The sequence below is a fragment of the Mesorhizobium sp. WSM3862 genome, assembly GCF_002294985.1.
In the GTDB taxonomy this organism is placed as follows: Bacteria; Pseudomonadota; Alphaproteobacteria; order Rhizobiales; family Rhizobiaceae; genus Mesorhizobium.
Genome location: NZ_NSGE01000003.1, coordinates 72,586 through 98,508, shown reverse-complemented (window position 1 = coordinate 98,508; position 25,923 = coordinate 72,586). Strand labels below are relative to the sequence as shown.

Sequence of the window (25,923 nt, the reverse complement as noted above, 5' to 3'; positions counted from 1 at the left end):
ACAATGACCTGGGTCATCCTTACGGGCAGGCAGAACGATCTCGACCAGGTGGCGACGCCGCACAAGATCATCACCAACCGCGACTATCTCGCGCATCCGGCGCTGTTTCGCGGCCAGCGCCCTAAGGTGATCAACCTGTCGAACAACTACGGCTATCAGAGCCGCGGCTATTATGCCTCGCTGCTCGCCGGATCGCGTGGCCACAAAGTGATCCCGACCGTCGAGACCATGATCGATCTGTCGGAGCGCAAGCTCTATGAGCATGCGTTGCCGGAACTCGAGCTCGCGCTCAACAAATGCCGCAAGGATCTCGACGGAACCTTTCCGACGAAGGTCGCCGTCTTTTTCGGCATCGGGCCCTCGAAAGTTTGGGACCGGTTCACCAAGCTCTTGTTCGACTGGTTCCGCGCGCCGGCGCTCGAGGTCCACATCAAGGACAGCGCCGAATGGGCTTCGATCCGCAAGATCGGCTTCCTGCCGCTCGCGCGCATGAGCGAGGAGCAAGAAGAAGTCTTCCTGCAATGCCTGGAGACCTACACCAACCGCGAGTGGCGCGACACCAAGGGGCGCACGCCGGCGCGCTACACGTTCGCGACGCTCGTCGATCCGCATGAGGAGTTGCCGCCTTCGGAGATTTCGTCGCTGCGCTACTGGGCGAGGATCGCCGAGAAGATGGGCGTCGAGGTCGAGCCGATCACCAGGAAGGATTTGGCCAAGCTCGCCAATTACGACGCGCTGTTCATCCGCGAGACGACATCCATCTCCAACCACACCTACCGCTTCGCGCGCCGCGCCCAGCAGGAGGGCATGCCGGTGATCGACGATCCGCTGTCGATGATCCGCTGCACCAACAAGGTCTATCTCAACGAGCTGATGACCTACAACAAGGTGCCGGTGCCGCCGACGGTGATGATTGCCGGCACCTCCGATCTGGAGCTCGCCGCCCAGACGCTGGGCTTTCCGCTGGTGCTGAAAATCCCGGACTCATCCTTCTCGCGCGGGGTCAAGAAATGCGAGAACCTTGCCGATCTGACAAAGCTGGCGACCGAGTGGCTGGAGGATTCCGATCTCCTCATCGCGCAGAAATTCATCCCCACAGAATATGATTGGCGCGTCGGTGTGCTCGGCGGCCAACCGCTGTTTGCCGTGCATTACCTGATGGCCAAAAAACACTGGCAGATCGTCAACCACAAGGCCAACGGCAAGCCCGATCAGGGCGGCATCAAGACCTTCACGCTCAAGCAGACTCCGCCACACGTCGTCGAGACGGCGGTCAAGGCGGCGCGCTGCATCGGCGACGGGCTCTACGGCGTGGACCTCAAGGAAACCAAGGACGGCGTCTTCGTTATCGAGGTCAACGACAACCCCAATCTCGACCATGGCTGGGAGGATTCCGGCGAGAAGGACGAGCTCTGGGTGCGGCTTACGCAATGGTTCCTGGAGCGGCTGGAGCGCACTGGCCGCTAGAGCATTTTGCATCCGGACGGGATCGGCTGGCGTCGCTGAATACGGCCAAGACAATCAACTGAATGGGGGCAAGATGCTGTTTTTGGTGATCGAGGATTTTCGCGGCTGCGACCGCAAGGAAATATACCGGCGTTTCCGCGATCGGGGCCGGCTGAAACCGGACGCGCTTGTCGTTCACCATAGCTGGATCGCAGGCGACATGAGCCGCTGCTTCCTGCTGGTCGAAGCCGATGACGTCACGCTGCTGCAGCGTTGGGTCATCGAATGGGCTGACCTAGTGGAGTTCGAGATCGTTCCGGTAGCCACCAGCAAGGACATGGTGGCGGCGCTGGCCGGGCATCTGTGACTGGCGCCTGGGCACGCGGTTTGCTCAATTTGGAGCGGACCGCCTAACCGCAGCTTAAGCCCATCATGCTACCTGCAGATATTGCGGGTTGCTTCGGGGTTTATGAATAGATGATAAAGCTGTTTCAATCAGGCAGTTGCGGCCAGATACTATATTTCTGCCTGCTGCTTTTCCTTGTCGGATTCGATTTTGCCAAGGACCCGATCGAGCATTTTCTGGTTGGAACAAAAGAGGGCATCCAGAAGCAGGTCTATGGATCCGACGGCGCCGATATTGCCCAGAGCCAGAGGTCCTTTGTCGAAGGATTGAGAACACCTGACTATGGGATGCATTCGCAGCCGCAGTCGGTGCGAGAGCATGCCTCGGGCATGGTGGCTCAGGCGCTCGCCATGGAGGCAAAGAACTCCGCCATCCGAATGGCCTACATCTCCGTACTCGTGGCGATGGGCTTTGCCACCATCGTGGCCATGATATGGATGGTGTTCGCGCGTGTGCGCGACATCGGCTGGCCGGCCGCGGTGGGTTTTGGCGTTCTCGCTCCGAAACTGGCCATCAGGATCCTTCCCGGAACGTTCCCGCCACTCACCTTCGAGATCCTGCAATACGGCTTCGTTGCTGCGATCATACTGCTCGGGTTCGTGCCAGGCGGATTTGCCCGCGGGCCCCGCGCCGAGCCGGTGAGGCAGACTGTCGTGCCGGAACCGACCCGGCGCGTTCCAGGTCAATTCGGTCAAAGGATGCGATAGCAGGTTTACAGCGAAGATGCTTGATCCGCGACATTCGCGCTGAGCGCCGGCGATCGCTCGGGATCGTCAGGCAAAAGGGCTGGCGCAGTTGCTGCGATCGGGCAACGGGCAGGATCAGCCTGCCGTCTTCCAGCGCCCGGCAACGGAATTTGGGGACAGTGCACTTATTTTTCGCATTCACCGTACATCTTTCGATGATCGGCAACTGGCTTCTGACAGCCTCGTCAAATGACCGCTATCGCGTCGACCTCAATCAGGTAGCCTGGGGACATTGTCGCAACCCCGATCACCACATTCGCCGGTTTGTGATCTCCAAACAGCGAAATCTGCGCCTCTTCGATGATCGGGACATGTTCATCGCGATCATAGTCGACAATGTAGATCGTGATCTTGCAAACCTGCTCAGGCCGCGCGCCTGCCGCCCTGAGCGCTCGGCCGAGATTGCCGAATGCCAGCCGCGCTTGCGCGGCAAAATCACCATGTCCGACGAGCTTGCCGGTTATGTCTTCGGGCTGCTGACCTGAGACGAAGACCAGCCTGGACCCTGTCGCGACGACCACCTGCGTGTACATCTCCGGAACCGGCAGATCACCGGGGTTGATGAGTTCGAGCGACATTAGAAAATCTCCTGCTTCGTTCGACTGAAATCGAGCTTGGTGATCGCTGCGCTGGCGATCGTCAGTCCTCGTATGACCAGACACCGAGCGCCGGCGACCTGACCGCGCGCACGCATTCCTCGATCAGCCACTCGCGGAACGCCGCCACGACGTCGCGCCTTGCGCTGCGTTCGGGGATCGTCAGGCAATAGGGCTGGCGCAGCTCCAGGGATCGGGCCACGGGCCGCACCAGCCTGCCATTTTCGAGCGCCCGGGCGCAATAGATGCCTTGCGCCAGCGCGACGCCCAGTCCTGAAATGGCGAGGTCGAGTGCCGTCCGCGACGAGTTGGCGGAGAGGCCGAGTTTGACGGCCCGACCGGGCTCGATGCCTGCGGTCCCGAACCAGTTGCGCCAGGACGGAAAGGCGGCACCGGTCGGGCCCCAGTCGGTGTGGATCAACGGCAGCCCGGCGAGAGTTTCCGGCTTGACTGCACCGGCAAGGCTGGGCGCGCAGACGGGATAGACCGCATCCCGGGCGATCTCCTCGGTCGGGTGCTCGCGATAGTGCGGGCCGTAGGAAAGCCGGATGTCGACCATCTCATGGTCGAACGGCACAGGGTCGTCCTCGCCTCTCAGCGAAATATCCGCGGCGCCGTGGCTGGCGACAAAGCCGGCGAGGCGTTCGGAAAGCCAGCCCATCGCCATCGAAGGCGGCACCGAGATGACGAGCCTCGGCCGGAACGCATCGCCGCCTACATCCCGCGCGACGCTGCCGATTTCCTGGAAGGCCATGGTAAGCCTCGGCAACATCTCGACGCCGGCTTCGGTGAGCACGACGCGCCGGTTGACGCGGTGGAACAACCTGCGGCCCATCTGTTCTTCCACGGTGCGGATGAGCTGGCTGACCGCCGCCGCCGAAATCGACAGCTCTTCCGCCGCTGCGGCAAAGCTGCCGCTGCGCGCCGCCGCCTCGAAGGCTTGAAGTCCGCGCAGGGAGGGAAGTGCGACCATGGCGACCCGAAAAGATAAGCTGAGCTTATCTATCTTGCAGAATTCCTCGTTTTTCGAAAGCTTTCTTTCTGCAGTACGGTAGCCTCATGAGCGCCATCGACGACACCATCGACCACCGCGACGTCATCGCCTCGCTGACCAATGAGGAGCGCAGCCGGCTGACCGGCAAGTCCGATCTGCCGGGCATCATCCAATTCGCCGTTCATCTCGGCGCCATCGTCGCTCTCGGCGCGCTGATCGCGGCCAAGGTGCCATACTGGCCGGTTCTGATGCTGCCGCAGGGCATCCTGATCGTGTTCCTGTTCACGCTGCTGCATGAGACCGTGCACAGGACGGCCTTCGAGACGCAGTGGCTGAACGATGCCGTCGCGCGGCTCTGCAGCCTGGCGATCGCGCTGCCCGCCGACTGGTTCCGCTATTTCCATTTCGCCCATCATCGCTTCACTCAGGACCCGCAGAACGATCCGGAGCTGGCTTTCCCGAAGCCCGAGACCTTGCGACAGTACATCGTCCACGTGTCTGGCCTGCCGGTGTGGTGGGGTCATTTCAAGACGCTCTACAGAAATGCCAGCGGCCGCTGCCGGGACAGCTATGTGCCCCCGAAAGGCTTGCCGAAAGTCCAGGCCGAAGCGCGGGCGATGATCGCCTTCTACCTCGTCGTGCTGACGCTTGCGATCTGGCTCGAGGCGACCGTGATCCTCTACGTCTGGCTCGTACCGGCGCTGCTCGGGCAGCCCTTTCTCAGGCTTTATCTGCTGGCCGAGCATGGCCGCTGCCCCTTCGTCGCCAATATGCTGGAAAACACCAGGACGACGCTGACCAACTGGTTCGTGCGCAAGCTCGCCTGGAACATGCCCTACCATGCCGAGCACCACGCCTATCCGGGTGTGCCGTTCCATCAATTGCCGGCTTTTCATCGGCTGATCGCGCGGCATCTCAAAGTGGTAGAACCCGGCTATGTGAGCTTCCACGAGAAATACTTCGAGACGCTGCGCTGACCGGTGCCCGGCATCAACCGGATCGGCGAAGCTTTTCCTGCGAGCGCAGCAGGCGGCTCATCTCCGAGGCCCTGGCCGGCGCGCCGATCAGAAAACCTTGCGCCTCGCCGCAGCCGGCCTTGCGCAGCATGTCGAGCTGCGCTTCGGCCTCGACGCCTTCGGCGGTGACGGTGATGCCGAGCTCGGCGCCGAGCCCGATGACCGTGCGCACGATCGCCGCCGTGTCGCGCTTGTCGAGATCGTGGATGAAGGAGCGATCGATCTTGATCTTGTCGACCGGGAAGCGCCGCAGATAACCGAGCGAAGAATAGCCGGTGCCGAAATCGTCGAGCGCGATGCGCACGCCAAGCCCGCGCAATTGCCCGAGCGTCCTCAGCACGCTGTCGCTCTCGTCCATCATCACCGTTTCGGTGATTTCGAGTTCCAGCCGGCTTGCTGGCAGGCCGGAAAAGGCGAGCGCCGCAATCACGCTGCGGGCGAAGCCGCCGCTCTTGATCTGGACCGCCGAGACGTTGACCGCCATGCGCACGTCCTGCGGCCAGCCCGCCGCCACGCCGCAGGCCTTGCGCAGCGCCCAGTCGCCGAGTTGCACGATCAGCCCGGTTTCTTCGGCCGCGGCGATGAAGTCTTGCGGCGGCACCAGCCCGCGCGACGGCGAGCGCCAGCGCATCAGCGCTTCGGCGCCGACGATCTCGCCGGCGGCGATGTCGAGAATCGGCTGGAAATCCAGTTCGAACTCGCGCCTCGGGAGTGCAGCTTCGAGGTCGGCCTCGAGCGCCAGGCGCTCCCGCACCATGGCATCCATGCCCGGCTCGAAGAAACGGTAGATGTTGCGCCCCTCGCTCTTGCCCCGGTAGAGCGCCATGTCGGCATTGGTGAGCAGCGTATCCGCATCCTGCCCGTCGCTGGGATAAAGCGCGATGCCGAGGCTCACCCCGACATGCATTTCGCGGCCCTTGTCGCGATAAGGCTTGCCGATCACCTCGATAATGCGCTTGGCCAGCTTTTCGGCGTCGACCGCGTTTCTGATATTGGATTGAATGATGGCGAATTCGTCGCCGCCGAAACGCGCCACCACGTCCTTGTCGCTGCGCAGGCAGCGTTGCAGGCGTTCGGCCACCCTTTTCAGCAGCCAGTCGCCGGCCGGATGCCCGAACGTATCGTTGACGGCCTTGAAGCGGTCGAGGTCGAGCGAGAAGATCGCCACCGGCGCGGGCTTGGCCTCGCTCAATGCCTGGTCCAGGCGCTCGCGGAACATCGAGCGGTTCGGCAGGTTGGTCAGCGTGTCGTGATGCGCAAGATGCGTCATGCGCTCTTCGGCGCGGCGACGCTCGGTAACATCGTCGAAGGTCACGACCCAGCCGCCGCCGCTCATCGGCTGCCGGACCACTAGAAACGTCCTGCCGTCGGCAAGATAGCGGTAAGCCGACTGCATTTTCCCTGCTCGCAGGCAGGCTTCGGTCCTGGTGACTTCGCTGTCGACGTCGATCTTGGTGTAGATGCCGAGTTCCAGCAGTCGTTTGAGCGCGTCGCGGTGTGTCGTTCCAAAAGGGAAATCTGTCGCCGCGACTTTGTAGAGCTCGAGAAAGCGCTGATTGCGCACGATCATCTTGCCGTCGGCGTCATACATCAGCAGGCCTTGCGACATGTTGGCCAAAGCGGCGTCGAAGCGGCGATGCTGCTCCTTCAGTTCCTCTTCGGAGCGCCGCTGCACGGTCACGTCCTCGTAGATCGACACCCAGCCGCCGGAGGCCAGCGGCCGATGCGAGATGACGATGATGCGCCCGTCCGCCAGCGTCTCCTCATAAGTCGAGGGCTTGGCGCCGTCGATATAGGGTTTGCGGACGGCGTAGAGCTGCTCGGCGGTTTGCGAGGCGATGCCGATTTCGACGCTGTGCTGCAAGATGTCGAAGAAGCGAATGCCGGGCTTCGTGACTTTGGCGTCGAGGCGGAAGAGGTCGATATAGTTTCGGTTGCAGATGATCATGCGCTCGTCGGCGTCGAACATGCACAGGCCATGCGACATGTTCTCGACGGCGGCCGAAAACCGTTCGTTTTGTGCGCGAAGCTCCTCCGCTATTCGTCGAACCGGGCCAATACCGGTTGCCTTCCGCCTGACTGCGGCCGAACCAGCCTTGACATGAGCAACGGGCATGAGCGCGCCTGCCGACCGTGACTGAACAGTTTACTGTCGTGGCCGCCGGTTAATTTAGCGTTCTTTTATTTGACGGAATTGGCCGCAAGAAAAGGCTGGCGTTTAGCTTCCAGCGCCGCGAATCGTTTCAGAAATGCCGCCTGCGCCCAGGTCACCGAGCGTGGGGTGAAGTCGAAATGGTCGGCGGAAAAGCTGCGCGGCCGGCCGAAATATTCCGTCGCCTCCGCGGTCGAGAAGCCGGCAAGCAGCGTCGCCTCGTAATAGGCGGCGATCTGGTCGGCGCGCTTGATGTCCTTGCGCAAGGTGGAACCGAGCTCGGCCGGCAGCGAGAAACGTTGATGGATGGCGCGCTGCAGCCTGAGCTCGCAGTCCTTGTAGGAGCCGCCCATCACCGATTTGAAGGGGGAGATCATGTCGCCGATGACATATTCGGGCGCGTCGTGCAGCAGCGCCGCGAGCCGCGCCTCGGCGGAGGCGGCCGGCACCAGCTCACCATAGAGTGCCTCGACCAGCAGCGAATGCTGAGCCACCGAAAAGGCGTGCTCGCCGCTGGTCTGGCCGTTCCAGCGGGCGACGCGGGCGAGGCCATGCGCGATGTCGGCGATCTCGATGTCGAGCGGCGAGGGGTCGAGCAGGTCGAGCCGCCGGCCGGACAGCATGCGCTGCCAGGCGCGCGGCGGCGCTCCCGCCCTGTCGGCCGCCATCAGGCCTCCTCCGCGCTGACGGTGTCTTGCGGGAACGAGAATTTCGCCCAGCTCGGGATGGCGAGCGTCACCTGGACATCGCCGGCCATGATCGGGTCGCGGGCATCGAGCGCTGCCTTGACGCGGTCGATGCGGGCGATGGCGAGGCCGCGTCCGCCGCTTACCGAACCCAGCGTGCCAACCGGCCGGCCGGCGACGGTGAGCTCGGTACCGGACGCAGGCAGGGAACCCCCGGCTGTGGCGATCAACACGCGGCGTCGCGCGGTGCCGCGATGCTGCATGCGCGAGACAACTTCCTGGCCGACATAGCAGCCTTTCTTGAAGCCGACGCCGCCGCTCTCGTCGAGGAGAACGTCATGTGGGAAAGCGTCACCGAGCTGATAATCGCTGCCGCTTTCGGCGATGCCGTTGGCGATACGCAGGGCCCGCCATGCGCCGGCATCGCCGCTCTCCTGAACTGCGCCCTCATATGTGCGCCTGACCTCCACCTCGCGGAAGCGGGCGTCGGCGAGCGAAGTTGAATCGGCAAGTGAGGCGGTTGAATCATCGCCCCATGCAACCGCGACAAGCGCCTGATCCTGCTTGGCAATCTCGGCCTTTGCCCTCAGCCGGTAAAGCATCAGCCGGCGCACGAAGTCATCGGCTATGTCGGTCCGGCATTCCAGCCGGAAGCCGTTCTCGCCGGCGCGAGAGATGAGAAAATCGAACAGGATCTTGCCTTGCGGCGAAAGCAGCGCGCCAGGCTTTGCCTCGCCGGCGCCGAGCGCATCGAGATCGGTGGTGAGGATGTTTTGCAAAAAATGTTCGGCATCCGGGCCTGACACGGAAATGAGCGCGCGGTCTTTCAGCAGGGCAAAGGGCATGGGCGTGAAGTCGGCCTGATCTTGCAAAAATGATGGTCATTACGTAAGCCGGCCACACTCCCCCCGCAAGAGATTGGACCAGTCCATGGCAACCACCTTCGACCTCATCCTGACAGGCGGCACGGTAGTCAACCATGACGGTGAAGGCCGGCGCGATGTCGCCGTGAAGGCCGGGCGTATTGCCGCGATAGGCGATCTCGGCCAAGCGTCGGCCGGCGAGGCGATCGATTGCACGGGCCTGCACATCCTGCCCGGCGTCGTCGACAGCCAGGTGCATTTCCGCGAGCCGGGACTGGAGCACAAGGAAGATCTGGAAACCGGGTCTCGCGCCGCGGTTTTGGGCGGCGTCACCGCGGTCTTCGAGATGCCCAACACCAATCCGCTGACCACCAGCGAGGCGGCCCTTGCCGACAAGGTGCGGCGCGCCACCGGCCGCATGCATTGCGACTTCGCTTTCTGGGTTGGCGGCACGCGCGACAATGCCGGCGATGTCGGCGAGCTCGAGCGGCTGCCAGGAGCTGCCGGCATAAAAGTCTTCATGGGCTCGTCCACCGGCGACCTGCTGGTCGAGGACGACGAAGGCGTCGCCTCCATCCTGCGCAATACCCGCCGCCGCGCCGCTTTCCACTCCGAGGACGAGTTCCGTCTGCGCGAGCGGCTCGGTCTGCGCGTCGAGGGCGATCCCTCGTCGCATCCTGTCTGGCGCGACGAGATCGCGGCGCTTCGCTGCACCGAACGCCTGGTGCGCATCGCGAGACAGACGCGCGCGCGCATCCATGTGCTGCACATCTCGACGGCCGAGGAGATCGTTTTCCTCGAGCAGCATAAGGACGTCGCTACATGCGAGGCGACGCCGCATCACCTGACGCTCTCAGCTGACGACTATGCGCGGCTCGGCACGCTGATCCAGATGAACCCGCCGGTGCGCGCGCCGCGCCACCGCGACGGCGTCTGGCACGGCATCGAGCAAGGGATCGTCGATGTGCTGGGGTCCGACCACGCGCCGCACACGCTGGCCGAGAAGGCCAAGCCTTATCCTGCCTCGCCTTCGGGCATGACGGGCGTGCAGACGCTGGTGCCGATCATGCTCGACCATGTCAACGCCGGCCGGCTCACTTTGCAGCGTTTCGTCGATCTCTCCAGTCACGGTCCGCAGCGCATCTTCGGCATGGCGGGAAAGGGCCGCATCGCCGCCGGCTACGACGCCGATTTCACCGTCGTAGACCTGAAGCGCCGCGAGACCATCACCAACGCGCAGGCTGGCTCCAAGGCGGGCTGGACGCCCTATGACGGCAAAGAGGTCACCGGCTGGCCGGTCGGCACCATCGTGCGCGGCAACCGGGTAATGTGGGACGGCGAGATCGTCACGCCCGGCCAGGGCAGGGCGGTGGAGTTTTCCGAGGCGCTGGCGGCTTAGGCCACGTTGGATTTCTTAAGCGCGCCCTGCATTAACAGTGCCTGCAGCTGCGGGAACTTGCCCTCGTCGATTTTCTTGTCGAAATGCCGACGGTGGGAGCCAACGCGATTCCGGCTCTGCGAGAGGAGGCAGGCCGCAGACCAAAATTGGCAAGGGATGAGCTTCTGGCTCAATCCCCGGCGACGAAGAACAGCCACTGGCCGGCGGGCGTGATGCCGACGCGGTAGAAGATATAGGCGCCGAACTGCTTCATGTCGTCATAGTCGCTTGCGGTGACGAGCTTGAACAGCTCGACGCGCTGCCTGGGATCCAGCTTGTCGAGCGGAAGCGCGAAGAAATACGGCCAGACATAGAGCTCCTGCGGCGTGCCGGTGTCGACATGGACATAGCCGGCGCTGAGCACCTCTTCCAAAATGGCGAGAATCTCTTGGCCGTCGCCGTCGCCGGAGAGTCCCTTGAGGAAAGCGACCGGGTCGCCCTCGATGTCGCCGAGCGAAAGCTGCGTCATGGATTCGCCCGAGCCGATCAGCGGCCGAAGTTTCTCGATATCGCCGCTCTTGCAGGCCTCGATGATCAGGCCGTGCATGCGTTTGACCGGTTCGGGAAGCTTGTCGAGGTCGTAGACGACGGGCGGCGGCGGCGAATCCGGGTCGGAGCGCGGGCTGGTGATGCCGCCGCTGCCGGTTGGCGCTTCGGGCGCGCTCTTGTCCGTCTCGTCGGCCGGCTGGCTGTTGTCGGAGGGTTTGGTGCCGGGCGCGGCCGGCATTGGCACGGTGGTCCCCGGAGCGGTCGTTTCGTCACTGGTGGACGAAGTGACCGGCGAAGGCAACTCCTCGCGTTGGATCTCGCTTAGCGCATAGCAAGGCGTGCTGGCGAGGCAGATTGCCAATGGCCCGGCGCAGGAAGCAGTGATCCAGATACCGAGGGCCAGCCCGCGCGGCCTGCCTGCCAACGAAAATCTCACCCCTTGCCTCTCCATGGTTCCGGGCTCGCTAGGGCAATTCCAGAAAACTGTGCAATGGTTTCCGTCCGGAATTGCGAAAAACTAATGGCTAGGCGGCGGGTATGATGCCCAAACGGCGCGTCGCCGTCAAAAGCAGCCAAAGCGGGCGGGCTAGTGCCTGAGCCGTTCCGGCTCGAACGCGCCGGAGATCACCTTTTCGCGCATGCGGTCGAGCAGGGCCAGCGCTGAGGTCTCACCATTGGCGCGCAGCATCTCGCCGAAGGCGGTTTCCAGCGCAGCCTCGGCGATGATTTCGGGCTCGATGCCGGCCGACAATCCTTCCGCCCAGGCTTCGCTGTGGCTCTCCACGGCGGTCAGGCGCTTTTCTTCCCTGACCAACGCGTCGATGTCGCTGACGCCATGTTCCATTGCGATGTCCACCTTTTCAAGCGTCGGTCCGGCAAGGCACCGGGCTTGACTTGCCAGTTCATGCGCTGCTCGTACAAGTGCTTGTAAATACGACGTTTCTGCAGTCGCAATCTACATATCGAGCAAGGCTGCGATCAATTCCGACCAAGCTTAGCCGATTAGCCCAGCTTGCGGCATTAAAACCTTCAGTTTGAGTTAATTCCGCATTTGTCCACTAACGTTTCATTAACATTGTTGCACAAGCGCAACAGATGATTGCACCAAGGCGCAGCCTGATACCACATTGGAGCCAATTCGTGGTGGATAGTCGCGATCGATGCCGGTCCTCAATTCCCGTAGCGGGAAGCGATATCGCGCGACAGCGTCTCGCCTTCCTTCATGTAGCGGGCAATGGCCTCGGTGGCCGAAGGCGTGCACTGCGTGTAGGTGCCGCTGAAGGAGCGGTAGCCGCGATTGAAGGAGGCGATGAAGCGGGCGCGCCGGTTGGGATCGGGATTTTCCGACTCGAGCAGCTTTTCCATCTCCAGCCGCCACTGGTCGCCTTTCTCGCCGCAGAGATTGCGCAGGAAATGTAGCGAACCCAGCACCTCGGCAAGGCGCATCAGCCCGGGCTCGAACGGCGCCTCGGCCGCCGATGCCGGCTGCACCGTGACGGCCATGCTGATGGCGAGGCTTGCGGCGAGAAAGGGGGAGGCGCGGGTCATCAGGGCCTTGCGATGGAAGAGCAAGGCTTTGTGGCGAAACATTTTGTCGCCTGCAAGGCCATTCTGGGGTCACCGCTCGGCGGCTTGCACAAGGCCAAGCAACTCCTGGGCAACTTCAAACACATCGCCCGCCAGCGGCATCGCCGCCATTTCCGCCAGCGTGTAGAACGCCGCCGTCTCGGCGTCATCGCTCGCTGCCGGCTCGCCGCCGACATAGGCCGCGCCGAACACCGTCAGCAGATAGTCGACCGCGTGGTGCTCAGCGCGGCCGTCGATATGGATGTCGCGCAGCGGGTGGTAATCCTTCGCCTGGAGCCCGGTTTCCTCCTTGAGTTCGCGCGCCGCGGCTTGCGCCAGCGTCTCGCCCGGCTCGACCTTGCCGCCGGGATACGCGTAGAGCCCTTGCGAAGGCGGCCGCGCCCGCTTGACCAGCAGCACCGTCTTGCCGCGCACGACGGCGACGGAGACTGCCGGGATAATCTTGCGAACCTTGTTCATGCGTTGCGAATCGCGCCGGCTGCCGGCTTGGTTGTGGACCGGACAGCTTTAGCGGTTGCGGCGCGGCGGTTCCATCGCCACTTTCATGGCGATCCCGACCGAAGAGCCAATCCATGTGCGGGACGCTTTGCCCTGACCGCCTCGCCGGACCAGACCGCCGCCATTCTTGGCCTGGCGGAGCTGGAGGCGTTTCCGGCCCGCTACAATATCGCTCCGACGCAGCCGGTGCTGATGGCGTTCGCCGGTCCGCCAAGAGCGCCAGGCTCCAACCTGCCAGACCGCCAGGCGATGCTGGTGCGCTGGGGCCTGATCCCGACTTGGGTCGAGGATACGAAGGAATTTCCGCTGCTCTTCAACGCGCGCTCGGAAGGCGTGCTGCAGAAGGCCTCGTTCAAGACCGCCATGCGCCATCGCCGGGCCCTTGTGCCGGCCTCCGGCTTTTATGAATGGCAGCAGTCGGGTAGCGCCAAGGGCCAGCCCTACTGGATCCGGCCGCGGCGGGGCGGGGTGATCGCCTTCGCCGGTCTGATCGAGACCTATGCCGAGCCGGGCGGTTCCGAGATGGACACCGGCGCGATCCTCACCACGCGGGCCAACGCCGGCACCGCCCATATCCACGACCGCATGCCGGTGGTGATCGACGAACGCGATTTCGCCCGCTGGTTGGATTGCCGCACGCAGGAGCCACGCGACGTGCTCGACCTCCTCAAGCCCGCCGAGCCCGATTTCTTCGAGGCGATTCCGGTTTCCGACCTCGTCAACAAGGTCGCCAACACCGGGCCGGAGATTCAGGAGCGGGGCATGGTCGGGGCTCAGCCCGACAAGGTCAGGCGCCAGAAACTCGGCGCGGACGAAAACCAGATGACCCTGTTTTAGCGAAGGCTGCTAGCGGAGGCCTTCATCTCCAGGGCGAGCATTGGCGCCGCCCTTATTGCCGGCACTCCGATCATCGGAGACTGCGCCGGTCCTGCCGTTTCAAGCGGCGCGCGGCGAGATGATCTTCTGCGCCGGCTTCTTCTTCTTCGCGGTGTGAAGAAGGGCTGCGACGATGGCCGCAGGGCCGATCGCGCGGTAGTGGCTGGCGAGCGGCTGTTGCGCCGGTCGGCTTTGTTCTTGCTTACTTCGAGGCATTGTTCTCTTCCCTGGTAACGTTTTCGTGTCTGGGTTTGGTGGTCGATTCGGACCAAATCGTGACGTTTGGCGGTCTAGTCCGATAATGTTTCATCACTGTGCCGAGATGCTTAATAAAATGTTTCGGCTCGTTTTTACCTGTGATGGAACGACAGCTTTCCCGAGTTGAGCGACTTGACGGCAACACCTGCGGGCGCGATAAAGCCGGCCATGAAAACGTCTTTCGCCATTTGTGGCATTTGCATTATTGGCTAGCCTCGCGCTGGTCCGGACGTTTTCGCCTTATCTTCCCCTAGATTGGACAAACGCCCCGGCCAGCAGGCTGGAGCCCGATTTGCGCCCGGGCGCGGGGAGGCTCCGTCCAACATAAGGGATCGGAAGGGCACGCATGTCTGACGCATCGAAGGGCCTCAGCCTTTACAACACGCTGACGCGGACGAAGGAGCGTTTCGTTCCGATCGATCCGCAAAACGTGCGCATGTATGTTTGCGGCCCGACCGTCTACGACTTTGCCCATATCGGCAACGCGCGGCCGGCGATCGTCTTCGATGTGCTGTTCCGTTTGCTGCGCCAACTCTATGGCGAAAAGCACGTCACGTATGTGCGCAACATCACGGATGTCGACGACAAGATAAATGCGCGCGCCCTGCGCGATTTCGGCACCGAGATCGAAGCCGGGAAGCTTTCGCTGAACGACGCGATCCGGCGCGTCACCGAAAAGACCGCCGACCAGTACCACAAGGATGTCGCGGCACTCGGCTGCCTGGAGCCGACCTACGAGCCGCGGGCGACCGAGTTCGTCGCGCCCCGCGCCGACGGCAAGGCCGACATGCTGTCGCTGATCGCGCAGCTGATCGAGCGCGGCCACGCCTATGTCGCCGGCGGCGAGGTGCTCTTCGACACCGCCTCGATGCCCGATTATGGCGAGCTTTCAAAGCGCAATCTCGACGAGCAGCAGGCCGGCGCCCGCATCGCGGTCGACGCCCACAAGAAGAACCCCGGCGATTTCGTTTTATGGAAACTCTCGACGCCGGAAGAGCCCGGCTGGGAAAGCCCGTGGGGCAGGGGCCGTCCGGGCTGGCACATCGAATGCTCGGCCATGTCGGCCGCCTATCTCGGCGAGATCTTCGACATCCATGGCGGCGGCCTCGACCTGATCTTCCCGCATCACGAGAACGAGATCGCCCAGTCGCGCTGCGCCCACGGCACCAAGGTCATGGCCAATGTCTGGATGCACAACGGCTTCCTTCAGGTCGAGGGCCAGAAAATGTCGAAGAGCCTCGGCAATTTCTATTCGATCCATGAGCTCTTGGAGACCGAGACTTTCGGCGGCAGGAAGTGGCCGGGCGAGGTGCTGCGGCTGGCGATGCTGATGACGCATTACCGCGAGCCGATCGACTTTTCCGTGCGCAAGCTGGAGGAGGCGGAAAACACGCTGCGCAAATGGAAGCGTGCGGCCGATCTAGCGCCCGCGGCGGCGGGGGACCTGCCGGCAGACGTGCTGGAGGCGCTGTCGGACGACCTCGCCACCTACGCTGCCTTTCAGCGATTGACGCAGCTTGCCGGCGAGGCGGTGGAGTTCACTGGCGCCGGCGAGAACGCCGCCGCGGCTTCGCTGAAAGCGGCGCTTTCCTTCCTCGGCTTCGACGTCGGCGCAGCGAAGGTGGACGAAACCGTGATCGCTGAGGCGATCGCCAGGCGCCTGAAGTTCATCGCCGACAAGAATTGGGCTGAGGCCGACCGCATCCGCGACGAGCTTCTGGCGCAAGGCGTTCAGCTCAAGGACGGCAAGGATCCTCTCACCGGCCAGCGGGTGACGACCTGGGAGATCAAGCGGTGAGGGTGGCGCAGGGGATCGTTTCAGGACTGGCGGAGGCGCCGGTGACGTTCAATCTCCCCCCTTGCGGGGGAGATGTCCGGCAGGACAGAGGGGGGTGCGAAGGAACTCCAGGGTTTGAGTTTTCTCACTCACACACCCGCTATTTCCTAGGAGGGCAGCACTCTCTCGTTGCTACGTCGGCGGGACAGCACCCCCCTCTGTCCTGCCGGACATCTCCCCCGCAAGGGGGGAGATTAGCTCGGGCGTGCGATTTCGTTAATCGCAAACGTGAGGGCGTGTAGCTATGGGCCACGACCTCGTTCCATCCCGTCAGCGCAATAACGCCAAGTCCATGCGGCGTGCCATGACGGATGCCGAGCTGAAACTTTGGAACGAGTTGCGTGCCCACCGCTTGATGGGCATGAGCTTCCGGCGGCAGGTGCCGATCGGACCTTATATCGTTGATTTCGCGTGCTCGGCCCATCGCCTCATAGTCGAGGTCGATGGCAGCCAGCATGGCGATGCGGAACACTTAAACCGTGACGAGGCAAGAAGTGGCTATCTAGCTGCAAGCGGCTGGACCATCCTGCGCTTCTGGAACGACGACGTGATCCGCGATATCGACAATGTCTGCCAGCACATCGTCATTGCGGCCGGCCTGGCCGGCGCCGAAGTGCCGCAGACCGCAACGCAGGAGCTCGTTCCATGATCGATCATCTCGGCATCAGCGTTTCCGATTTCGAAAAGTCCAAGGCGTTCTACGACCAGGCGATGGCGCCGCTTGGCGCTTCGCTGCTCTACATGGTGCCGGAGGAATATACCGGCGGCGCCAAGGTCGGCGGCTATGGCCGCGACCGGCCGGTGTTCTGGCTGAGCGCGGGCAAGGAGAAGCCGAAGGACCATCAGCATGTCGCCTTCACCGCGCGCAGCCGCGCCGAGGTCGACGCCTTCCATGCCGCGGCCCTTGCGGCCGGCGGCAAGGACAATGGCGGGCCGGGGCTGCGTCCGCATTACCACCCCAATTATTACGGCGCCTTCGTCTTCGATCCCGACGGCAACAATGTCGAGGCGGTCTGCCATGATCCGGAGTGAGCTCGATGGGAGGGATCGATGAGCCTTGATAACCGGCCGGTCTATACGGGCGGGTGCCAGTGCGGCGCCGTACGTTTCCGCGTCGAGGGTGCGCTGGGCGATGCCTCGGTCTGCCATTGCCGCATGTGCCAGAAGGCGAGCGGCAATTTCTATCTGCCGCTGGTCTCGGTGCGCGGCGCCAGGCTCGACTGGACGCGCGGCGGGCCGAAGCGCTTCCGCTCGTCCAACGCGGCATGGCGCGGCTTCTGCGCCGAATGCGGCACGCCGCTGACCTTCGAGGCGCCGGACGGCGTGGCGCTGGCGATCGCCGCCTTCGACGACCCGGCCGGCATCGCGCCCACCATCCAGTGGGGCGTCGAAGCGAAGCTGCCCTATGTCGACGGCGTTTCGAGACTGCCGTCCGAGGAGACGATGGGCGATGTTTCGTCGGCGCCTTATCTCGCCGAGCTCGTCTCCTATCAGCATCCAGACCACGACACCGACCAATGGCCGCCGGAGGAAAAACCATGACCGATGAAATTCGAACCGGCGGTTGCCAATGCGGCGCCGTGCGCTTCCGCGTTCACGGCAAGCTCGGGCGCCCGTCCATCTGCCATTGCCGCATGTGCCAGAAACAGTTCGGCAATTTCTTTGGCGCCCTGGTGACGGTGCCGAAGGATGGCGTCGAATGGACCCATGAGGAGCCGAGCTATTTCCAGTCCTCGGTCAACATCGATCGCGGCTTCTGCCGCCGCTGCGGCACGCCGCTCAACTACCGCCAGCCGGGTGGGCTGGAGATCGCCATCGGTGCGTTCGACGAGCGTTCGGACCTGGCGCCGCAGATCCAGGTCAACTACGCGGTGCGGCTGCCCTGGGTGGAGAAGATCTTCGAGGCGCCGGTCCACGACGACCCCGACTACTATCGACGGCAGGAGCAGATCATCTCCTTCCAGCATCCCGATCACGAGACGGCCAACTGGCCGCAGCAGGGACTGAAACTATGACGGTCCACAGCAGTTCCTTGCGCACGCTCTATCCCGAGATCGAGCCGTTCGAAACAGGCATGCTCGATGTCGGTGATGGCCACACCATCTATTGGGAGCGCTGCGGCACCGAAGGCGCCAAGCCAGCCGTGTTCCTGCATGGCGGCCCTGGAGGCACGATCTCGCCGAAACACCGGCGGCTGTTCGACCCGAAACTCTACGACGTCGTCCTGTTCGACCAGCGCGGCTGCGGCAAGTCGACGCCCAACGCCTCGTTGGAAGCCAACACCACCTGGCATCTCGTCGCCGACATCGAACGCCTGCGCGAGATGGCGGGCTTCGACAAATGGCTGGTGTTCGGCGGCTCGTGGGGCTCGACGCTGGCGCTCGCCTATGCCGAAACGCATCCCGAGCGCGTCAGCGAGCTCGTCGTGCGCGGCATCTATACGCTGACCCGCGCCGAGCTCGAATGGTACTATCAGTTCGGCGTCTCCGAGATGTTTCCCGACAAGTGGGAACGTTTTTTGGCGCCGATCCCCGAGGCCGAGCGCGGCGACATGATGGCCGCCTACCGCAAGCGGCTGGTCGGCAGCGACCGCAAGGCGAAGGTCGAGGCGGCGCTTGCCTGGAGTTTGTGGGAAGGCGAGACGATCACGCTTTTGCCGGAGCCGGAAACCAGCACGCCTTTCGGCCAAGACGACTATGCCATCGCCTTCGCCCGCATCGAGAACCACTATTTCGTCCATGCCGGCTGGCTGGAAGAAGGACAGCTGCTGCGCGACGCCTGGAAGCTGAAGGATATCCCAGGCACCATCGTCCACGGCCGCTACGACATGCCGTGCCCGGCGCGCTATGCCTGGGCCCTGCACAAGGCCTGGCCGAAGGCGGATTTCCACCTCATCGAAGGCGCCGGCCACTCGTATTCGGAGCCGGGGATTCTGGATCGGCTGATCCGGGCGACGGACAAATACGCAGGCAAATAACCATGCAGGTTTGTGCTCTACGGCGCCCCCGGCGCGAAGGATCTCGACTTTTCGAGCTACAGCCATGACGAAGCAACGCCTCTACCTCTTCGACACCACGCTGCGCGACGGCCAGCAGACGCCGGGCATCGACTTTTCCGTCGAGGACAAGATCGCGATCGCCAAGCTGCTCGACGAATTCGGCATCGACTATGTCGAGGGCGGCTATCCCGGTGCCAACCCGACCGACACCGCCTTCTTCCATCAGAAGCGCACGCAAAGCGCGAAATTCGTCGCCTTCGGCATGACCAAGCGGGCAGGGGTTTCGGCCTCCAACGATCCGGGGCTGGCGGCGCTGCTGCAATCGAAGTCGGACGCGATCTGCTTCGTCGCCAAGAGCTGGGACTATCACGTGCGCGTGGCGCTTGGCTGCACCAACGAGGAGAACCTTGAGTCGATAAAAGTCTCGGTCCAGGCGGCGGTCTCCGTCGGCAAGGAGGCGATGGTCGACTGCGAGCATTTCTTCGACGGCTTCAAGGCCAATCCGGCTTTCGCGCTGGCCTGCGCCAAGACCGCCTATGATGCCGGGGCACGCTGGGTGGTGCTATGCGACACCAATGGCGGCACGCAGCCTTCGGAAGTGCGGGCCGTCGTCGAGAAGGTGATCGCGGGCGGCATCCCTGGCGACCATCTCGGCATTCATGCCCATGACGACACCGGCCAGGCGGTGGCGAATTCCCTTGCCGCCGTCGAGGCCGGTGTGCGCCAGATCCAGGGCACGCTGAACGGCATCGGCGAGCGCTGCGGCAACGCCAATCTGGTCACAATCATCCCGACGCTCGCGCTCAAGCCGGCCTTCGCCGATCGCTTCGAGACAGGCATTTCGGCCGAAGCACTGACCGGCATTTCGCGGCTCTCCCGCGCTTTCGACGAGTTGCTCAACCGCGCGCCGGAAGCTCAGGCGCCCTATGTCGGCTCATCCGCCTTCGCCACCAAGGCCGGCATCCATGCCTCGGCGCTGGCCAAAGAGCCGGCGACTTACGAGCATGTGCCGCCGGAAGCCGTGGGCAACCGCCGCCGCGTCATGGTCTCCGACCAGGGCGGCAAGGCCAATTTTCTCGCCGAATTGAAGCGGCGCGGTATCGACGTGCCGAAGGACGACAGCCGGCTCGACGCGCTCATCGCCATCGTCAAGGAGCGCGAGGCCGAAGGCTACGCCTATGAGGGCGCCGACGCCTCCTTCGAGCTCTTGGCCCGCAAGATGCTGCACGGCCTGCCGGAGTTCTTCAACGTCACCTCGTTCCGCTGCATGGTCGAGCGCCGCTTCGATGCCAACGGCAACCTGAAGACCGTGTCCGAGGCGATCGTGAAGGTGATGGTCGACGGCGAGGAGAAGATGTCGGTGGCCGAAGGCCACGGCCCGGTCAACGCGCTCGACATCGCGCTGCGCAAGGATCTCGGCAAGTATCAGAACGAGATCGTCGACCTCGAGCTCGCCGACTTCAAGGTGCGCATCCTCAACGGCGGGACCGAAGCCATCACCCGGGTGCTGATCGAATCGCACGATTCCACCGGCGCCCGCTGGTGGACTGTCGGCGTATCGGAAAACATCATCGACGCCTCCTTCCAGGCGCTGATGGATTCGATCATCTACAAGCTGATGAAGAACCGTGATATGGCAGGACTGGTCGCGGCGGAGTAGGTTGAACCATCAGCGGAAGTCCATTGATCCATCAGAATTTTGCGATGGTCTTGGACGGTCCCCTGGGCCATAGCGTTGGGCCATGGTCACCGCAACAGCCGATCTCGATCAAGACGCCAAGGCTCGCCGCGGCTTCCTTTTGGCGCTCGGCGCCTATTTTCTCTGGGGGCTGTTGCCCTTCTACATGAAAGCGGTGGCGCACCTGCCTCTGATCGAGGTGATCTCGCACCGGATCGTTTGGTCGGTACCGATCGCTGCTGCCGTGCTGGTCTGGGCCGGCCGCACCGCCGACTTCAAGGCCGCGATTCACTCGCCAAAAAGCCTCGCCATGGCGGCGCTGACGGCGACGCTCATCTCGGTCAACTGGGGCATCTATGTCTGGGCGATCGCAGTCGACCGCACGGTCGAGACGGCGCTCGGCTACTATATCAACCCGCTGGTCAGCGTGGTGGTCGGCGCGGTTCTCCTCGGCGAACGGCTCGACCGGCTGCAGATTGCTGCGGTGGCGCTGGCCGCCATTGCGGTGACCGTGCTTACTGTCGAGGCCGGCAAATTACCCTGGGTATCGCTGGCATTGGCCTTCTCCTTCGCCGCCTACGGCTTCTTCCGCAAGACGCTGCCGATCGGGCCGAGCCAGGGCTTTCTGCTCGAGGTACTGCTGCTGTCGGTGCCGGCGCTTTGCTACATCGCCTACTTGATCGCCACGGGCGAGGACCATTTCATCTCCAGCACCGGCGGCGACACCGCACTGCTGATCGGCTGCGGCCCGGTGACCGCGGTGCCGCTTCTGCTCTTTGCCTTCGGCGCCAGGCTTTTGCGCCTCTCCACCATCGGCATCATGCAATATATCGCGCCGACCATGGTGTTCCTGATCGCCGTCCTGATCTTCGATGAGCCGTTCGGCAGCACGCAGGCCATAGCTTTCGCCCTTATCTGGACTGCGCTGGCCATGTACAGCTGGTCGATGTTCAGAGGGCGCGAGGTTCGCCAGGCGGGTCCCGCGACGAGGTGAGGGCGGCAAATGTACCAGCTTTATATCGGCAACAAGAACTATTCGTCCTGGTCGCTGCGGCCTTGGCTGCTGATGCGGACCCTCGACATTCGCTTCGAGGAGCGGCTGACGCCGTTCCCGACCGGTTCAAGTTTCAGCATCTTCCGGTCATTCTCGCCGAATGGCCGCGTGCCCTGCCTGGTCGACGATGGCTGGGCGGTGTGGGATTCGCTCTCGATCGTCGAATATCTGGCCGAGCGGCATCAGGGCGTCTGGCCGGCCGATGCCAAAGCGCGCGCCTGGGCGCGCTCCGCCGCCGCCGAAATGCATTCGAGCTTTACCGCGCTGCGCAATGACTGCCCGATGAGCTGTGGCGTGCGCGTCAAGCTGGCATCGATGTCCGCTGCGCTGAAGCACGATCTCTTCCGCCTGGGCGACTTGTGGAACGACGGCCTTGCGCGCTTCGGCGGACCGTTCCTTGCCGGAGACCACTTCACCGCGGTCGATGCCTTCTTCGCTCCGGTCGCTTTCCGGGCACAGTCCTATGGACTGGCATTCGAGGGCGCTGCCGCTGCTTATCCCCAGCGGTTGCTCGATCTGCCTGCCATGCGCGAATGGTATGCGGCCGGTCTCGCCGAGACATGGCGCGAGCCGGACCATGAGGCGGAAGTCCGCGCTGCCGGTACGGTCGTCGAGGATCTGCGCGCAAGCGCATAGGACGCTAAACCCAGCCCAGCCGCCGTACGACCATGTAGACGATGCCGGCGCTGCATCACGACGGCGAGCAGTTGCAGGCGCGAACCCGGCTTTTGCAGGACGAACTGATGGCGAAGCTCACCGAGCGGTCGAACCAACTGCTCTACATCCTCTCCGTGATGACGGCGGTGCTGCTGCCGATGACCATCATCTCCGGCCTGTTCGGCATAAATGTCGGCGCGCTGCCGCTAGTCGACACGGCGCTCGGCTTCTGGGTGGTGACGGCGATTTCGGTCGTCGTCGTATGCGCGCGGTGCGAGAGCCTTGCCGCCATGTCGCCGGTCGCTTCCGCTATAAAAACACGACTGAACAGTCCTACTCTTGCTGTCCCGCCAACGCCGCCTGAACGGCCGCCATTCCGGGATCGCGACCCTTGAGCAGATCGTCGATCGACCATGGCGCGGCAATGTCGGGCTCCAGCGTCTTGAGCGCAACCGGCTTGCGGCCCTTGCCTTTGTCGATGGTGGCGACAAGCACGGGCGTCGTGCCCGTGGCGGAACTCGGTTGCGCCATGCCGACGAAACAGTCGGTGTAGGCCTTGCAGCCGTTTTGAAGGTCGTAGCGCTGCGTCGCGGACTGCAGCACGACGCCCGAATGCGGCAGCGTCACCTGCTGCTGATCGGCGAAGAACATCATGCGGTCGCCGGGCGCTTCGCCGACCAGTGTGACCCTGTCCCCGCCAGCCTGCTTGAGATAGGCGACGTCGACAATTCCCGCCGAAAAGGTAATCGGGCTTTCCAGCACGAACAGCCGTCCCGGCGGGCTGACGCGGGACGGCCAGGAACTGAGCGCATCGCGGGTCAGCATCAAGTTGCCGCCGGTGTTGAAGCGCATGTCGAGGACGAGGTTCTTGCGGCCGAGGCGGACCCGGGCGGCTTCGACCTCAGCCAGGAAATCGGCTATCTTCCCGGTCTTGCCGTCGACGTTGCGTCTGATTTGGGCGACTACGCCATCGAGTTCGGGCGCATCGCGCCAGCGGAACGGCTGTTCCTGATCCCGCAGCGGCCAGGGCGCGCGGCCCTTGGGAAAAATCTTCACCCAGTCGCGGCGCTGCGGCTCCGGCGTGAGCTTGCGGTCGATGACGCGCCCGTCGGGCGTCTGGAAACGAAAGGTCGCGTCGCCGGCGGCATTGGCGAGCCCGAGCGCATGCAGCAGATCGGGCCGGACGATCGCGTCGGTCGCCTCGATGTCGCGCCATGCCGCCACGCCGCCATGCAGGCTGCGCAGCGCCGAGGAGACTTCAGCAGCCGGATGGCCGTCGATGCCGGCGAGCCGACTGCCCAGCAGATCGCCGTTTTGGGGACTGGCCGCTATGATGTAGAAGGCGCCGTCGATCGGCAGCAAAGACATCGCCACACCGTTGGCGCGCGGCAGCTTGCAGGTCGTGTGACCATTGTCGGCCAGCGCCGCGATCTGGCAGAGATCGACAGCGAAGGCAGTCGCGTCGGTCGGACCCGCCGCGGTTTCGAGCGCCTGCAGCCGCGATTCCGCTTCTGCGCGGGCGGCGCTGGAATAAGACCGGTCGACATCGAGGAAGTCGCGACGGAAGACTTTCAGATCCTCGACCTGTGCGTCAAGCGAGGTGGCCCCGTCCGGACTTTGCGCGGTCGCGTGGCCGAGCGCCAACAGGCTGAGCAGGGGCAAGGCGAGCAGCCGGGCAAAGGTCATGGCTTCCCTCTCGATCGCGATCCGGCCCGTTGCCGATAAAGCTGAGGAATAGGGCAGCTTCGCACGTCGCTGCGTTCACATCTTTGCGAGCGGGATGGAGTGGCGTCCCGCTCGGAGGCTGCGGTTGCCGCCGGGACGGGAACGACGTCCGGCCTTCGAAAGGTGGTCCGCCGCACGGGCCGGATTCACCCCTTAAAGCCTTGTCATCATTGGCCGGCGCGGCGCGGTCGGTCACTCCCACGCGATGGGGGCACGTCCCCGAACAGCCCGCCCCGGGCATGCATTTTTGAGTGTGGTCTTCAACCTAACCCATTCAATTCTTACGGGAATTTAATGTCGCGCGCAATTGCACGGTCCGGTTCCGGCGTTATGTTCCCGGCCGGATTGGTTCTTGGGCCTGTGACGCTGGCCAAGGACGTGGTCGACCTGGCGCGCTTGCGGTTCGATGGATAGGTGACAAAGTGGACGACGAAGTCGCCAAGCTACAGCCGCTCCGTGAGCCGATGGCAGACATCAAGCCGGTGGTCGTGCGTCGCCGGCGCCGCGGCTGGATTGTCGCGCTGCTGCTGGTCGCGGCTGGAGCGGGCGTAGCCTTCTGGCTGCATCCAGCACCGGTGCAGCAGCAAGGCGCGCGCGGCGGCGGGCGCTTCCGGGGCGGCGATCTCGGCGCGCAGCCGGTCGCCGTCGCCTCGGTGACGCAGGCCGACATCCCGATCACGCTGGAGGCGCTCGGCACGGTCACCTCGCTGTCGACGGTGACGGTGCGCCCGCAGGTCAGCGGGCAGATCACCGCGATCGCCTTCACCGAAGGGGAGATGGTGAAGAAAGGCGATTTTCTTGCCCAGGTCGACGACCGCACTCTTCAAGCCTCGCTGCATCAGCTGCAGGGGCAATTGAAGCACGATCAGGCGCTGCTGAGCGATGCCAGGCTCGACCTCGACCGCGATCTGAAGCTGACCTCCAACGCCATCACGCAGCAGGCGGTCGACCTGCAGCGCGCGACCGTGCAATCCGACGAGGGCACGGTCATGTCCGACCAGGCGCAGATCGAGGCCGTCGAGGTCAATATCGCCAACAGCCATATCGTTGCACCTGCCGACGGCCGCATCGGCCTCAGGCAGGTCGATCAGGGCAATTACGTCACGCCTTCCGACAGCACCGGCATTGCGGTGATCACCGAGATGCAGCCGATTTCGGTGCTGTTTTCGCTGCCGGAAGACACCCTCGCCGAAGTGCTGGAACAGACGCATGGCAATGCGGGGCTCAAGGCCACCTTGTTCGACCGCAACGACACCAAGCAGATCGCCGAAGGCACCCTGCAGACGATCGACAACCAGATCGATCCGACCACCGGCACCGTGAAGCTGCGCGCCGTGTTTGCTAACGCCGACGGCGGGCTTTATCCCAACCAGTTCGTCAACGTGCATCTCCTGGTGCGCACCCTGACCGGCGTGACGGTGCTGCCCAACGCGGCCATCCAGCACGGCGCTCCAGGCACTTTCGTCTATCAGCTCAACGACGACAGCACTGTCTCGGTAAAGACCGTTTCCCTTGGCCCGGGCGACGCCTCGGTGACGCAATTGCTGTCGGGCCTTCCGCCGGGCGCCAAGGTGGTCGTCGATGGCGTCGACCGGCTGAAGGACGGCGCCAAGGTGACCGTGCCTGACAACAGCGCCGCGCCGACCGCCGGCGCTGGATCTCCCGCGCAGCCAAAAGCCGCGGGTAGGGGCAGCGCGGCCGCCGGTGCGCCGGCCGCCGCGACCAGCAATACGTCTGCCGTCGGCCCCGGCAACGCGCCCGCATTGTCGGGCGGCCAGGGCCAAGGCTCGGCAGGCGGCGGCGCGGACGCATCGGGCGATGCCGGCCGCAAGCACCACCGCCACCATCGTCGCGACGGCAACGGTAATAGCGGCAGCAGCGGAAATGGTGGCGACAGCGGCGAAGCCCAATGAGCACGCCAAG

The 25,923-nt window shown here is 63.9% G+C and carries 27 protein-coding genes and 1 pseudogene; 17 read left to right on the top strand and 11 right to left on the bottom strand.

Features of this window, described 5'->3' with window-relative positions:
* Positions 1-3 precede the first annotated feature (3 nt).
* The 3 genes from CK224_RS08940 to CK224_RS31225 all read left to right on the top strand — a co-directional run bounded on the left by CK224_RS08940 (position 4) and on the right by CK224_RS31225 (position 2,559).
* Positions 4-1,467: a RimK family protein gene (locus CK224_RS08940; RefSeq protein ID WP_067321133.1), complete on the top strand. Its 1,464-nt coding sequence runs from the start codon at positions 4-6 to the stop codon at positions 1,465-1,467.
* A gap of 73 nt (positions 1,468-1,540) precedes the next feature.
* The gene (locus CK224_RS08935) at positions 1,541-1,813 is read left to right on the top strand and encodes a DUF3303 family protein (protein WP_066997422.1); all 273 of its coding nucleotides are present in this window, start codon (positions 1,541-1,543) and stop codon (positions 1,811-1,813) included.
* 110 nt (positions 1,814-1,923) lie between these two features.
* A complete protein-coding gene (locus CK224_RS31225; RefSeq protein ID WP_095777846.1) occupies positions 1,924-2,559 on the top strand; it encodes a hypothetical protein in 636 nt (211 codons plus the stop codon).
* Positions 2,560-2,783: 224 nt separating this feature from the next.
* Here the strand turns inward: CK224_RS31225 and CK224_RS08925 are convergent, their stop codons facing one another.
* On the bottom strand, positions 2,784-3,176 hold the full coding sequence (locus CK224_RS08925) for a RidA family protein (protein ID WP_095781520.1): 393 nt from the start codon (positions 3,174-3,176) through the stop codon (positions 2,784-2,786).
* Positions 3,177-3,237: 61 nt separating this feature from the next.
* On the bottom strand, positions 3,238-4,167 hold the full coding sequence (locus tag CK224_RS08920; protein WP_095781519.1) for a LysR substrate-binding domain-containing protein: 930 nt from the start codon (positions 4,165-4,167) through the stop codon (positions 3,238-3,240).
* A gap of 107 nt (positions 4,168-4,274) precedes the next feature.
* Between CK224_RS08920 and CK224_RS08915 the strand changes: the two genes are divergently transcribed.
* Positions 4,275-5,165 (top strand): fatty acid desaturase family protein, encoded by an 891-nt coding sequence (locus CK224_RS08915; RefSeq protein ID WP_095781941.1) that lies wholly within the window; start codon positions 4,275-4,277, stop codon positions 5,163-5,165.
* A gap of 13 nt (positions 5,166-5,178) precedes the next feature.
* Here CK224_RS08915 and CK224_RS08910 read toward each other — a convergent pair whose 3' ends face one another.
* From CK224_RS08910 to CK224_RS08900, 3 genes are all read right to left on the bottom strand, one after another.
* Positions 5,179-7,191, bottom strand: coding sequence for an EAL domain-containing protein (locus tag CK224_RS08910; RefSeq protein ID WP_245425833.1), 2,013 nt, complete (start codon positions 7,189-7,191; stop codon positions 5,179-5,181).
* Between the two features lie 194 nt (positions 7,192-7,385).
* On the bottom strand, positions 7,386-8,024 hold the full coding sequence (locus tag CK224_RS08905; protein ID WP_095781517.1) for an HD family hydrolase: 639 nt from the start codon (positions 8,022-8,024) through the stop codon (positions 7,386-7,388).
* A complete protein-coding gene (locus tag CK224_RS08900) occupies positions 8,024-8,887 on the bottom strand; it encodes a folate-binding protein YgfZ (RefSeq protein WP_095781516.1) in 864 nt (287 codons plus the stop codon). Before CK224_RS08900 ends, CK224_RS08905 begins: the two co-directional genes overlap by 1 nt.
* 85 nt (positions 8,888-8,972) lie before the next feature.
* Between CK224_RS08900 and CK224_RS08895 the strand changes: the two genes are divergently transcribed.
* Entirely contained in the window at positions 8,973-10,304 is a 1,332-nt protein-coding gene (locus tag CK224_RS08895; protein WP_095781515.1) for a dihydroorotase, read from the top strand.
* Between the two features lie 169 nt (positions 10,305-10,473).
* Here CK224_RS08895 and CK224_RS08890 read toward each other — a convergent pair whose 3' ends face one another.
* The 4 genes from CK224_RS08890 to CK224_RS08875 all read right to left on the bottom strand — a co-directional run bounded on the left by CK224_RS08890 (position 10,474) and on the right by CK224_RS08875 (position 12,878).
* A complete protein-coding gene (locus CK224_RS08890) occupies positions 10,474-11,268 on the bottom strand; it encodes a hypothetical protein (protein WP_095781514.1) in 795 nt (264 codons plus the stop codon).
* A 150-nt stretch (positions 11,269-11,418) separates the two neighbouring features.
* On the bottom strand, positions 11,419-11,676 hold the full coding sequence (locus CK224_RS08885; RefSeq protein ID WP_066997401.1) for a hypothetical protein: 258 nt from the start codon (positions 11,674-11,676) through the stop codon (positions 11,419-11,421).
* 326 nt (positions 11,677-12,002) lie between these two features.
* Positions 12,003-12,380: a TIGR02301 family protein gene (locus CK224_RS08880; protein ID WP_095781940.1), complete on the bottom strand. Its 378-nt coding sequence runs from the start codon at positions 12,378-12,380 to the stop codon at positions 12,003-12,005.
* Between the two features lie 69 nt (positions 12,381-12,449).
* Positions 12,450-12,878, bottom strand: coding sequence for an NUDIX hydrolase (locus tag CK224_RS08875; protein ID WP_095781513.1), 429 nt, complete (start codon positions 12,876-12,878; stop codon positions 12,450-12,452).
* A gap of 132 nt (positions 12,879-13,010) precedes the next feature.
* On the opposite strand from CK224_RS08875, the gene CK224_RS08870 reads away from it, so the two are divergent.
* On the top strand, positions 13,011-13,754 hold the full coding sequence (locus tag CK224_RS08870; RefSeq protein WP_095781939.1) for an SOS response-associated peptidase: 744 nt from the start codon (positions 13,011-13,013) through the stop codon (positions 13,752-13,754).
* A gap of 99 nt (positions 13,755-13,853) precedes the next feature.
* On the opposite strand, the gene CK224_RS08865 is transcribed toward CK224_RS08870, so the two are convergent.
* A complete protein-coding gene (locus CK224_RS08865) occupies positions 13,854-14,009 on the bottom strand; it encodes a hypothetical protein (RefSeq protein WP_082953737.1) in 156 nt (51 codons plus the stop codon).
* Between the two features lie 388 nt (positions 14,010-14,397).
* Here CK224_RS08865 and cysS point away from each other — a divergent pair, with 388 nt between their 5' ends.
* From cysS to CK224_RS31905, 10 genes and pseudogenes are all read left to right on the top strand, one after another.
* Positions 14,398-15,849 carry a cysteine--tRNA ligase gene (gene cysS / locus CK224_RS08860; protein ID WP_095781512.1) on the top strand — a complete coding sequence of 484 codons (1,452 nt, stop codon included), beginning with the start codon at positions 14,398-14,400 and terminating at the stop codon, positions 15,847-15,849.
* Positions 15,850-16,132: 283 nt separating this feature from the next.
* Positions 16,133-16,537, top strand: coding sequence for a DUF559 domain-containing protein (locus CK224_RS08855; protein ID WP_095781511.1), 405 nt, complete (start codon positions 16,133-16,135; stop codon positions 16,535-16,537).
* A complete protein-coding gene (locus CK224_RS08850; protein WP_095777834.1) occupies positions 16,534-16,920 on the top strand; it encodes a VOC family protein in 387 nt (128 codons plus the stop codon). Before CK224_RS08855 ends, CK224_RS08850 begins: the two co-directional genes overlap by 4 nt.
* An 18-nt stretch (positions 16,921-16,938) precedes the next feature.
* Positions 16,939-17,430: a GFA family protein gene (locus CK224_RS08845; RefSeq protein WP_095781510.1), complete on the top strand. Its 492-nt coding sequence runs from the start codon at positions 16,939-16,941 to the stop codon at positions 17,428-17,430.
* Entirely contained in the window at positions 17,427-17,903 is a 477-nt protein-coding gene (locus tag CK224_RS08840; RefSeq protein ID WP_095781509.1) for a GFA family protein, read from the top strand. The genes CK224_RS08845 and CK224_RS08840 overlap by 4 nt, the downstream gene beginning before the upstream one ends.
* Positions 17,900-18,865, top strand: coding sequence for a prolyl aminopeptidase (gene pip, locus CK224_RS08835; RefSeq protein ID WP_095781508.1), 966 nt, complete (start codon positions 17,900-17,902; stop codon positions 18,863-18,865). The genes CK224_RS08840 and pip overlap by 4 nt, the downstream gene beginning before the upstream one ends.
* A 64-nt stretch (positions 18,866-18,929) precedes the next feature.
* Complete coding sequence (cimA, locus tag CK224_RS08830) at positions 18,930-20,546, top strand: citramalate synthase (protein ID WP_095781507.1); 1,617 nt, start codon at positions 18,930-18,932, stop codon at positions 20,544-20,546.
* 82 nt (positions 20,547-20,628) lie between these two features.
* Positions 20,629-21,558, top strand: coding sequence for an EamA family transporter RarD (gene rarD / locus CK224_RS08825; RefSeq protein WP_095781506.1), 930 nt, complete (start codon positions 20,629-20,631; stop codon positions 21,556-21,558).
* A gap of 9 nt (positions 21,559-21,567) precedes the next feature.
* Positions 21,568-22,254, top strand: a complete 687-nt coding sequence (locus tag CK224_RS08820) for a glutathione S-transferase family protein (protein WP_095781505.1) — start codon at positions 21,568-21,570, stop codon at positions 22,252-22,254.
* Positions 22,255-22,304: 50 nt separating this feature from the next.
* Positions 22,305-22,535, top strand: a pseudogene (locus CK224_RS31905) (CorA family divalent cation transporter); the annotation flags it as partial.
* Positions 22,536-22,608: 73 nt separating this feature from the next.
* Here CK224_RS31905 and CK224_RS08810 read toward each other — a convergent pair.
* Positions 22,609-23,961, bottom strand: coding sequence for a hypothetical protein (locus CK224_RS08810; RefSeq protein ID WP_095781504.1), 1,353 nt, complete (start codon positions 23,959-23,961; stop codon positions 22,609-22,611).
* 461 nt (positions 23,962-24,422) lie between these two features.
* Here CK224_RS08810 and CK224_RS08805 point away from each other — a divergent pair, with 461 nt between their 5' ends.
* Positions 24,423-25,913 carry an efflux RND transporter periplasmic adaptor subunit gene (locus tag CK224_RS08805; protein ID WP_245425828.1) on the top strand — a complete coding sequence of 497 codons (1,491 nt, stop codon included), beginning with the start codon at positions 24,423-24,425 and terminating at the stop codon, positions 25,911-25,913.
* The last annotated feature ends 10 nt before the right edge of the window (positions 25,914-25,923 follow it).

What these genes read in the sequence shown, in the direction of transcription:
- CK224_RS08940 (WP_067321133.1), top strand. Translation starts at nt 4, where the DNA reads ATGACCTGGGTCATCCTTACGGGCAGGCAGAACGATCTCGACCAGGTG.
- CK224_RS08935 (WP_066997422.1), top strand. Translation starts at nt 1,541, where the DNA reads ATGCTGTTTTTGGTGATCGAGGATTTTCGCGGCTGCGACCGCAAGGAA.
- CK224_RS31225 (WP_095777846.1), top strand. Translation starts at nt 1,924, where the DNA reads ATGATAAAGCTGTTTCAATCAGGCAGTTGCGGCCAGATACTATATTTC.
- CK224_RS08925 (WP_095781520.1), bottom strand. Translation starts at nt 3,176, where the DNA reads ATGTCGCTCGAACTCATCAACCCCGGTGATCTGCCGGTTCCGGAGATG.
- CK224_RS08920 (WP_095781519.1), bottom strand. Translation starts at nt 4,167, where the DNA reads ATGGTCGCACTTCCCTCCCTGCGCGGACTTCAAGCCTTCGAGGCGGCG.
- CK224_RS08910 (WP_245425833.1), bottom strand. Translation starts at nt 7,191, where the DNA reads ATGTCGCATGGCCTGTGCATGTTCGACGCCGACGAGCGCATGATCATC.
- CK224_RS08905 (WP_095781517.1), bottom strand. Translation starts at nt 8,024, where the DNA reads ATGGCGGCCGACAGGGCGGGAGCGCCGCCGCGCGCCTGGCAGCGCATG.
- CK224_RS08900 (WP_095781516.1), bottom strand. Translation starts at nt 8,887, where the DNA reads ATGCCCTTTGCCCTGCTGAAAGACCGCGCGCTCATTTCCGTGTCAGGC.
- CK224_RS08895 (WP_095781515.1), top strand. Translation starts at nt 8,973, where the DNA reads ATGGCAACCACCTTCGACCTCATCCTGACAGGCGGCACGGTAGTCAAC.
- CK224_RS08885 (WP_066997401.1), bottom strand. Translation starts at nt 11,676, where the DNA reads ATGGAACATGGCGTCAGCGACATCGACGCGTTGGTCAGGGAAGAAAAG.
- CK224_RS08880 (WP_095781940.1), bottom strand. Translation starts at nt 12,380, where the DNA reads ATGACCCGCGCCTCCCCCTTTCTCGCCGCAAGCCTCGCCATCAGCATG.
- CK224_RS08875 (WP_095781513.1), bottom strand. Translation starts at nt 12,878, where the DNA reads ATGAACAAGGTTCGCAAGATTATCCCGGCAGTCTCCGTCGCCGTCGTG.
- CK224_RS08865 (WP_082953737.1), bottom strand. Translation starts at nt 14,009, where the DNA reads ATGCCTCGAAGTAAGCAAGAACAAAGCCGACCGGCGCAACAGCCGCTC.
- cysS (WP_095781512.1), top strand. Translation starts at nt 14,398, where the DNA reads ATGTCTGACGCATCGAAGGGCCTCAGCCTTTACAACACGCTGACGCGG.
- CK224_RS08855 (WP_095781511.1), top strand. Translation starts at nt 16,133, where the DNA reads ATGGGCCACGACCTCGTTCCATCCCGTCAGCGCAATAACGCCAAGTCC.
- CK224_RS08850 (WP_095777834.1), top strand. Translation starts at nt 16,534, where the DNA reads ATGATCGATCATCTCGGCATCAGCGTTTCCGATTTCGAAAAGTCCAAG.
- CK224_RS08845 (WP_095781510.1), top strand. Translation starts at nt 16,939, where the DNA reads ATGAGCCTTGATAACCGGCCGGTCTATACGGGCGGGTGCCAGTGCGGC.
- CK224_RS08840 (WP_095781509.1), top strand. Translation starts at nt 17,427, where the DNA reads ATGACCGATGAAATTCGAACCGGCGGTTGCCAATGCGGCGCCGTGCGC.
- pip (WP_095781508.1), top strand. Translation starts at nt 17,900, where the DNA reads ATGACGGTCCACAGCAGTTCCTTGCGCACGCTCTATCCCGAGATCGAG.
- cimA (WP_095781507.1), top strand. Translation starts at nt 18,930, where the DNA reads ATGACGAAGCAACGCCTCTACCTCTTCGACACCACGCTGCGCGACGGC.
- rarD (WP_095781506.1), top strand. Translation starts at nt 20,629, where the DNA reads ATGGTCACCGCAACAGCCGATCTCGATCAAGACGCCAAGGCTCGCCGC.
- CK224_RS08820 (WP_095781505.1), top strand. Translation starts at nt 21,568, where the DNA reads ATGTACCAGCTTTATATCGGCAACAAGAACTATTCGTCCTGGTCGCTG.
- CK224_RS08810 (WP_095781504.1), bottom strand. Translation starts at nt 23,961, where the DNA reads ATGACCTTTGCCCGGCTGCTCGCCTTGCCCCTGCTCAGCCTGTTGGCG.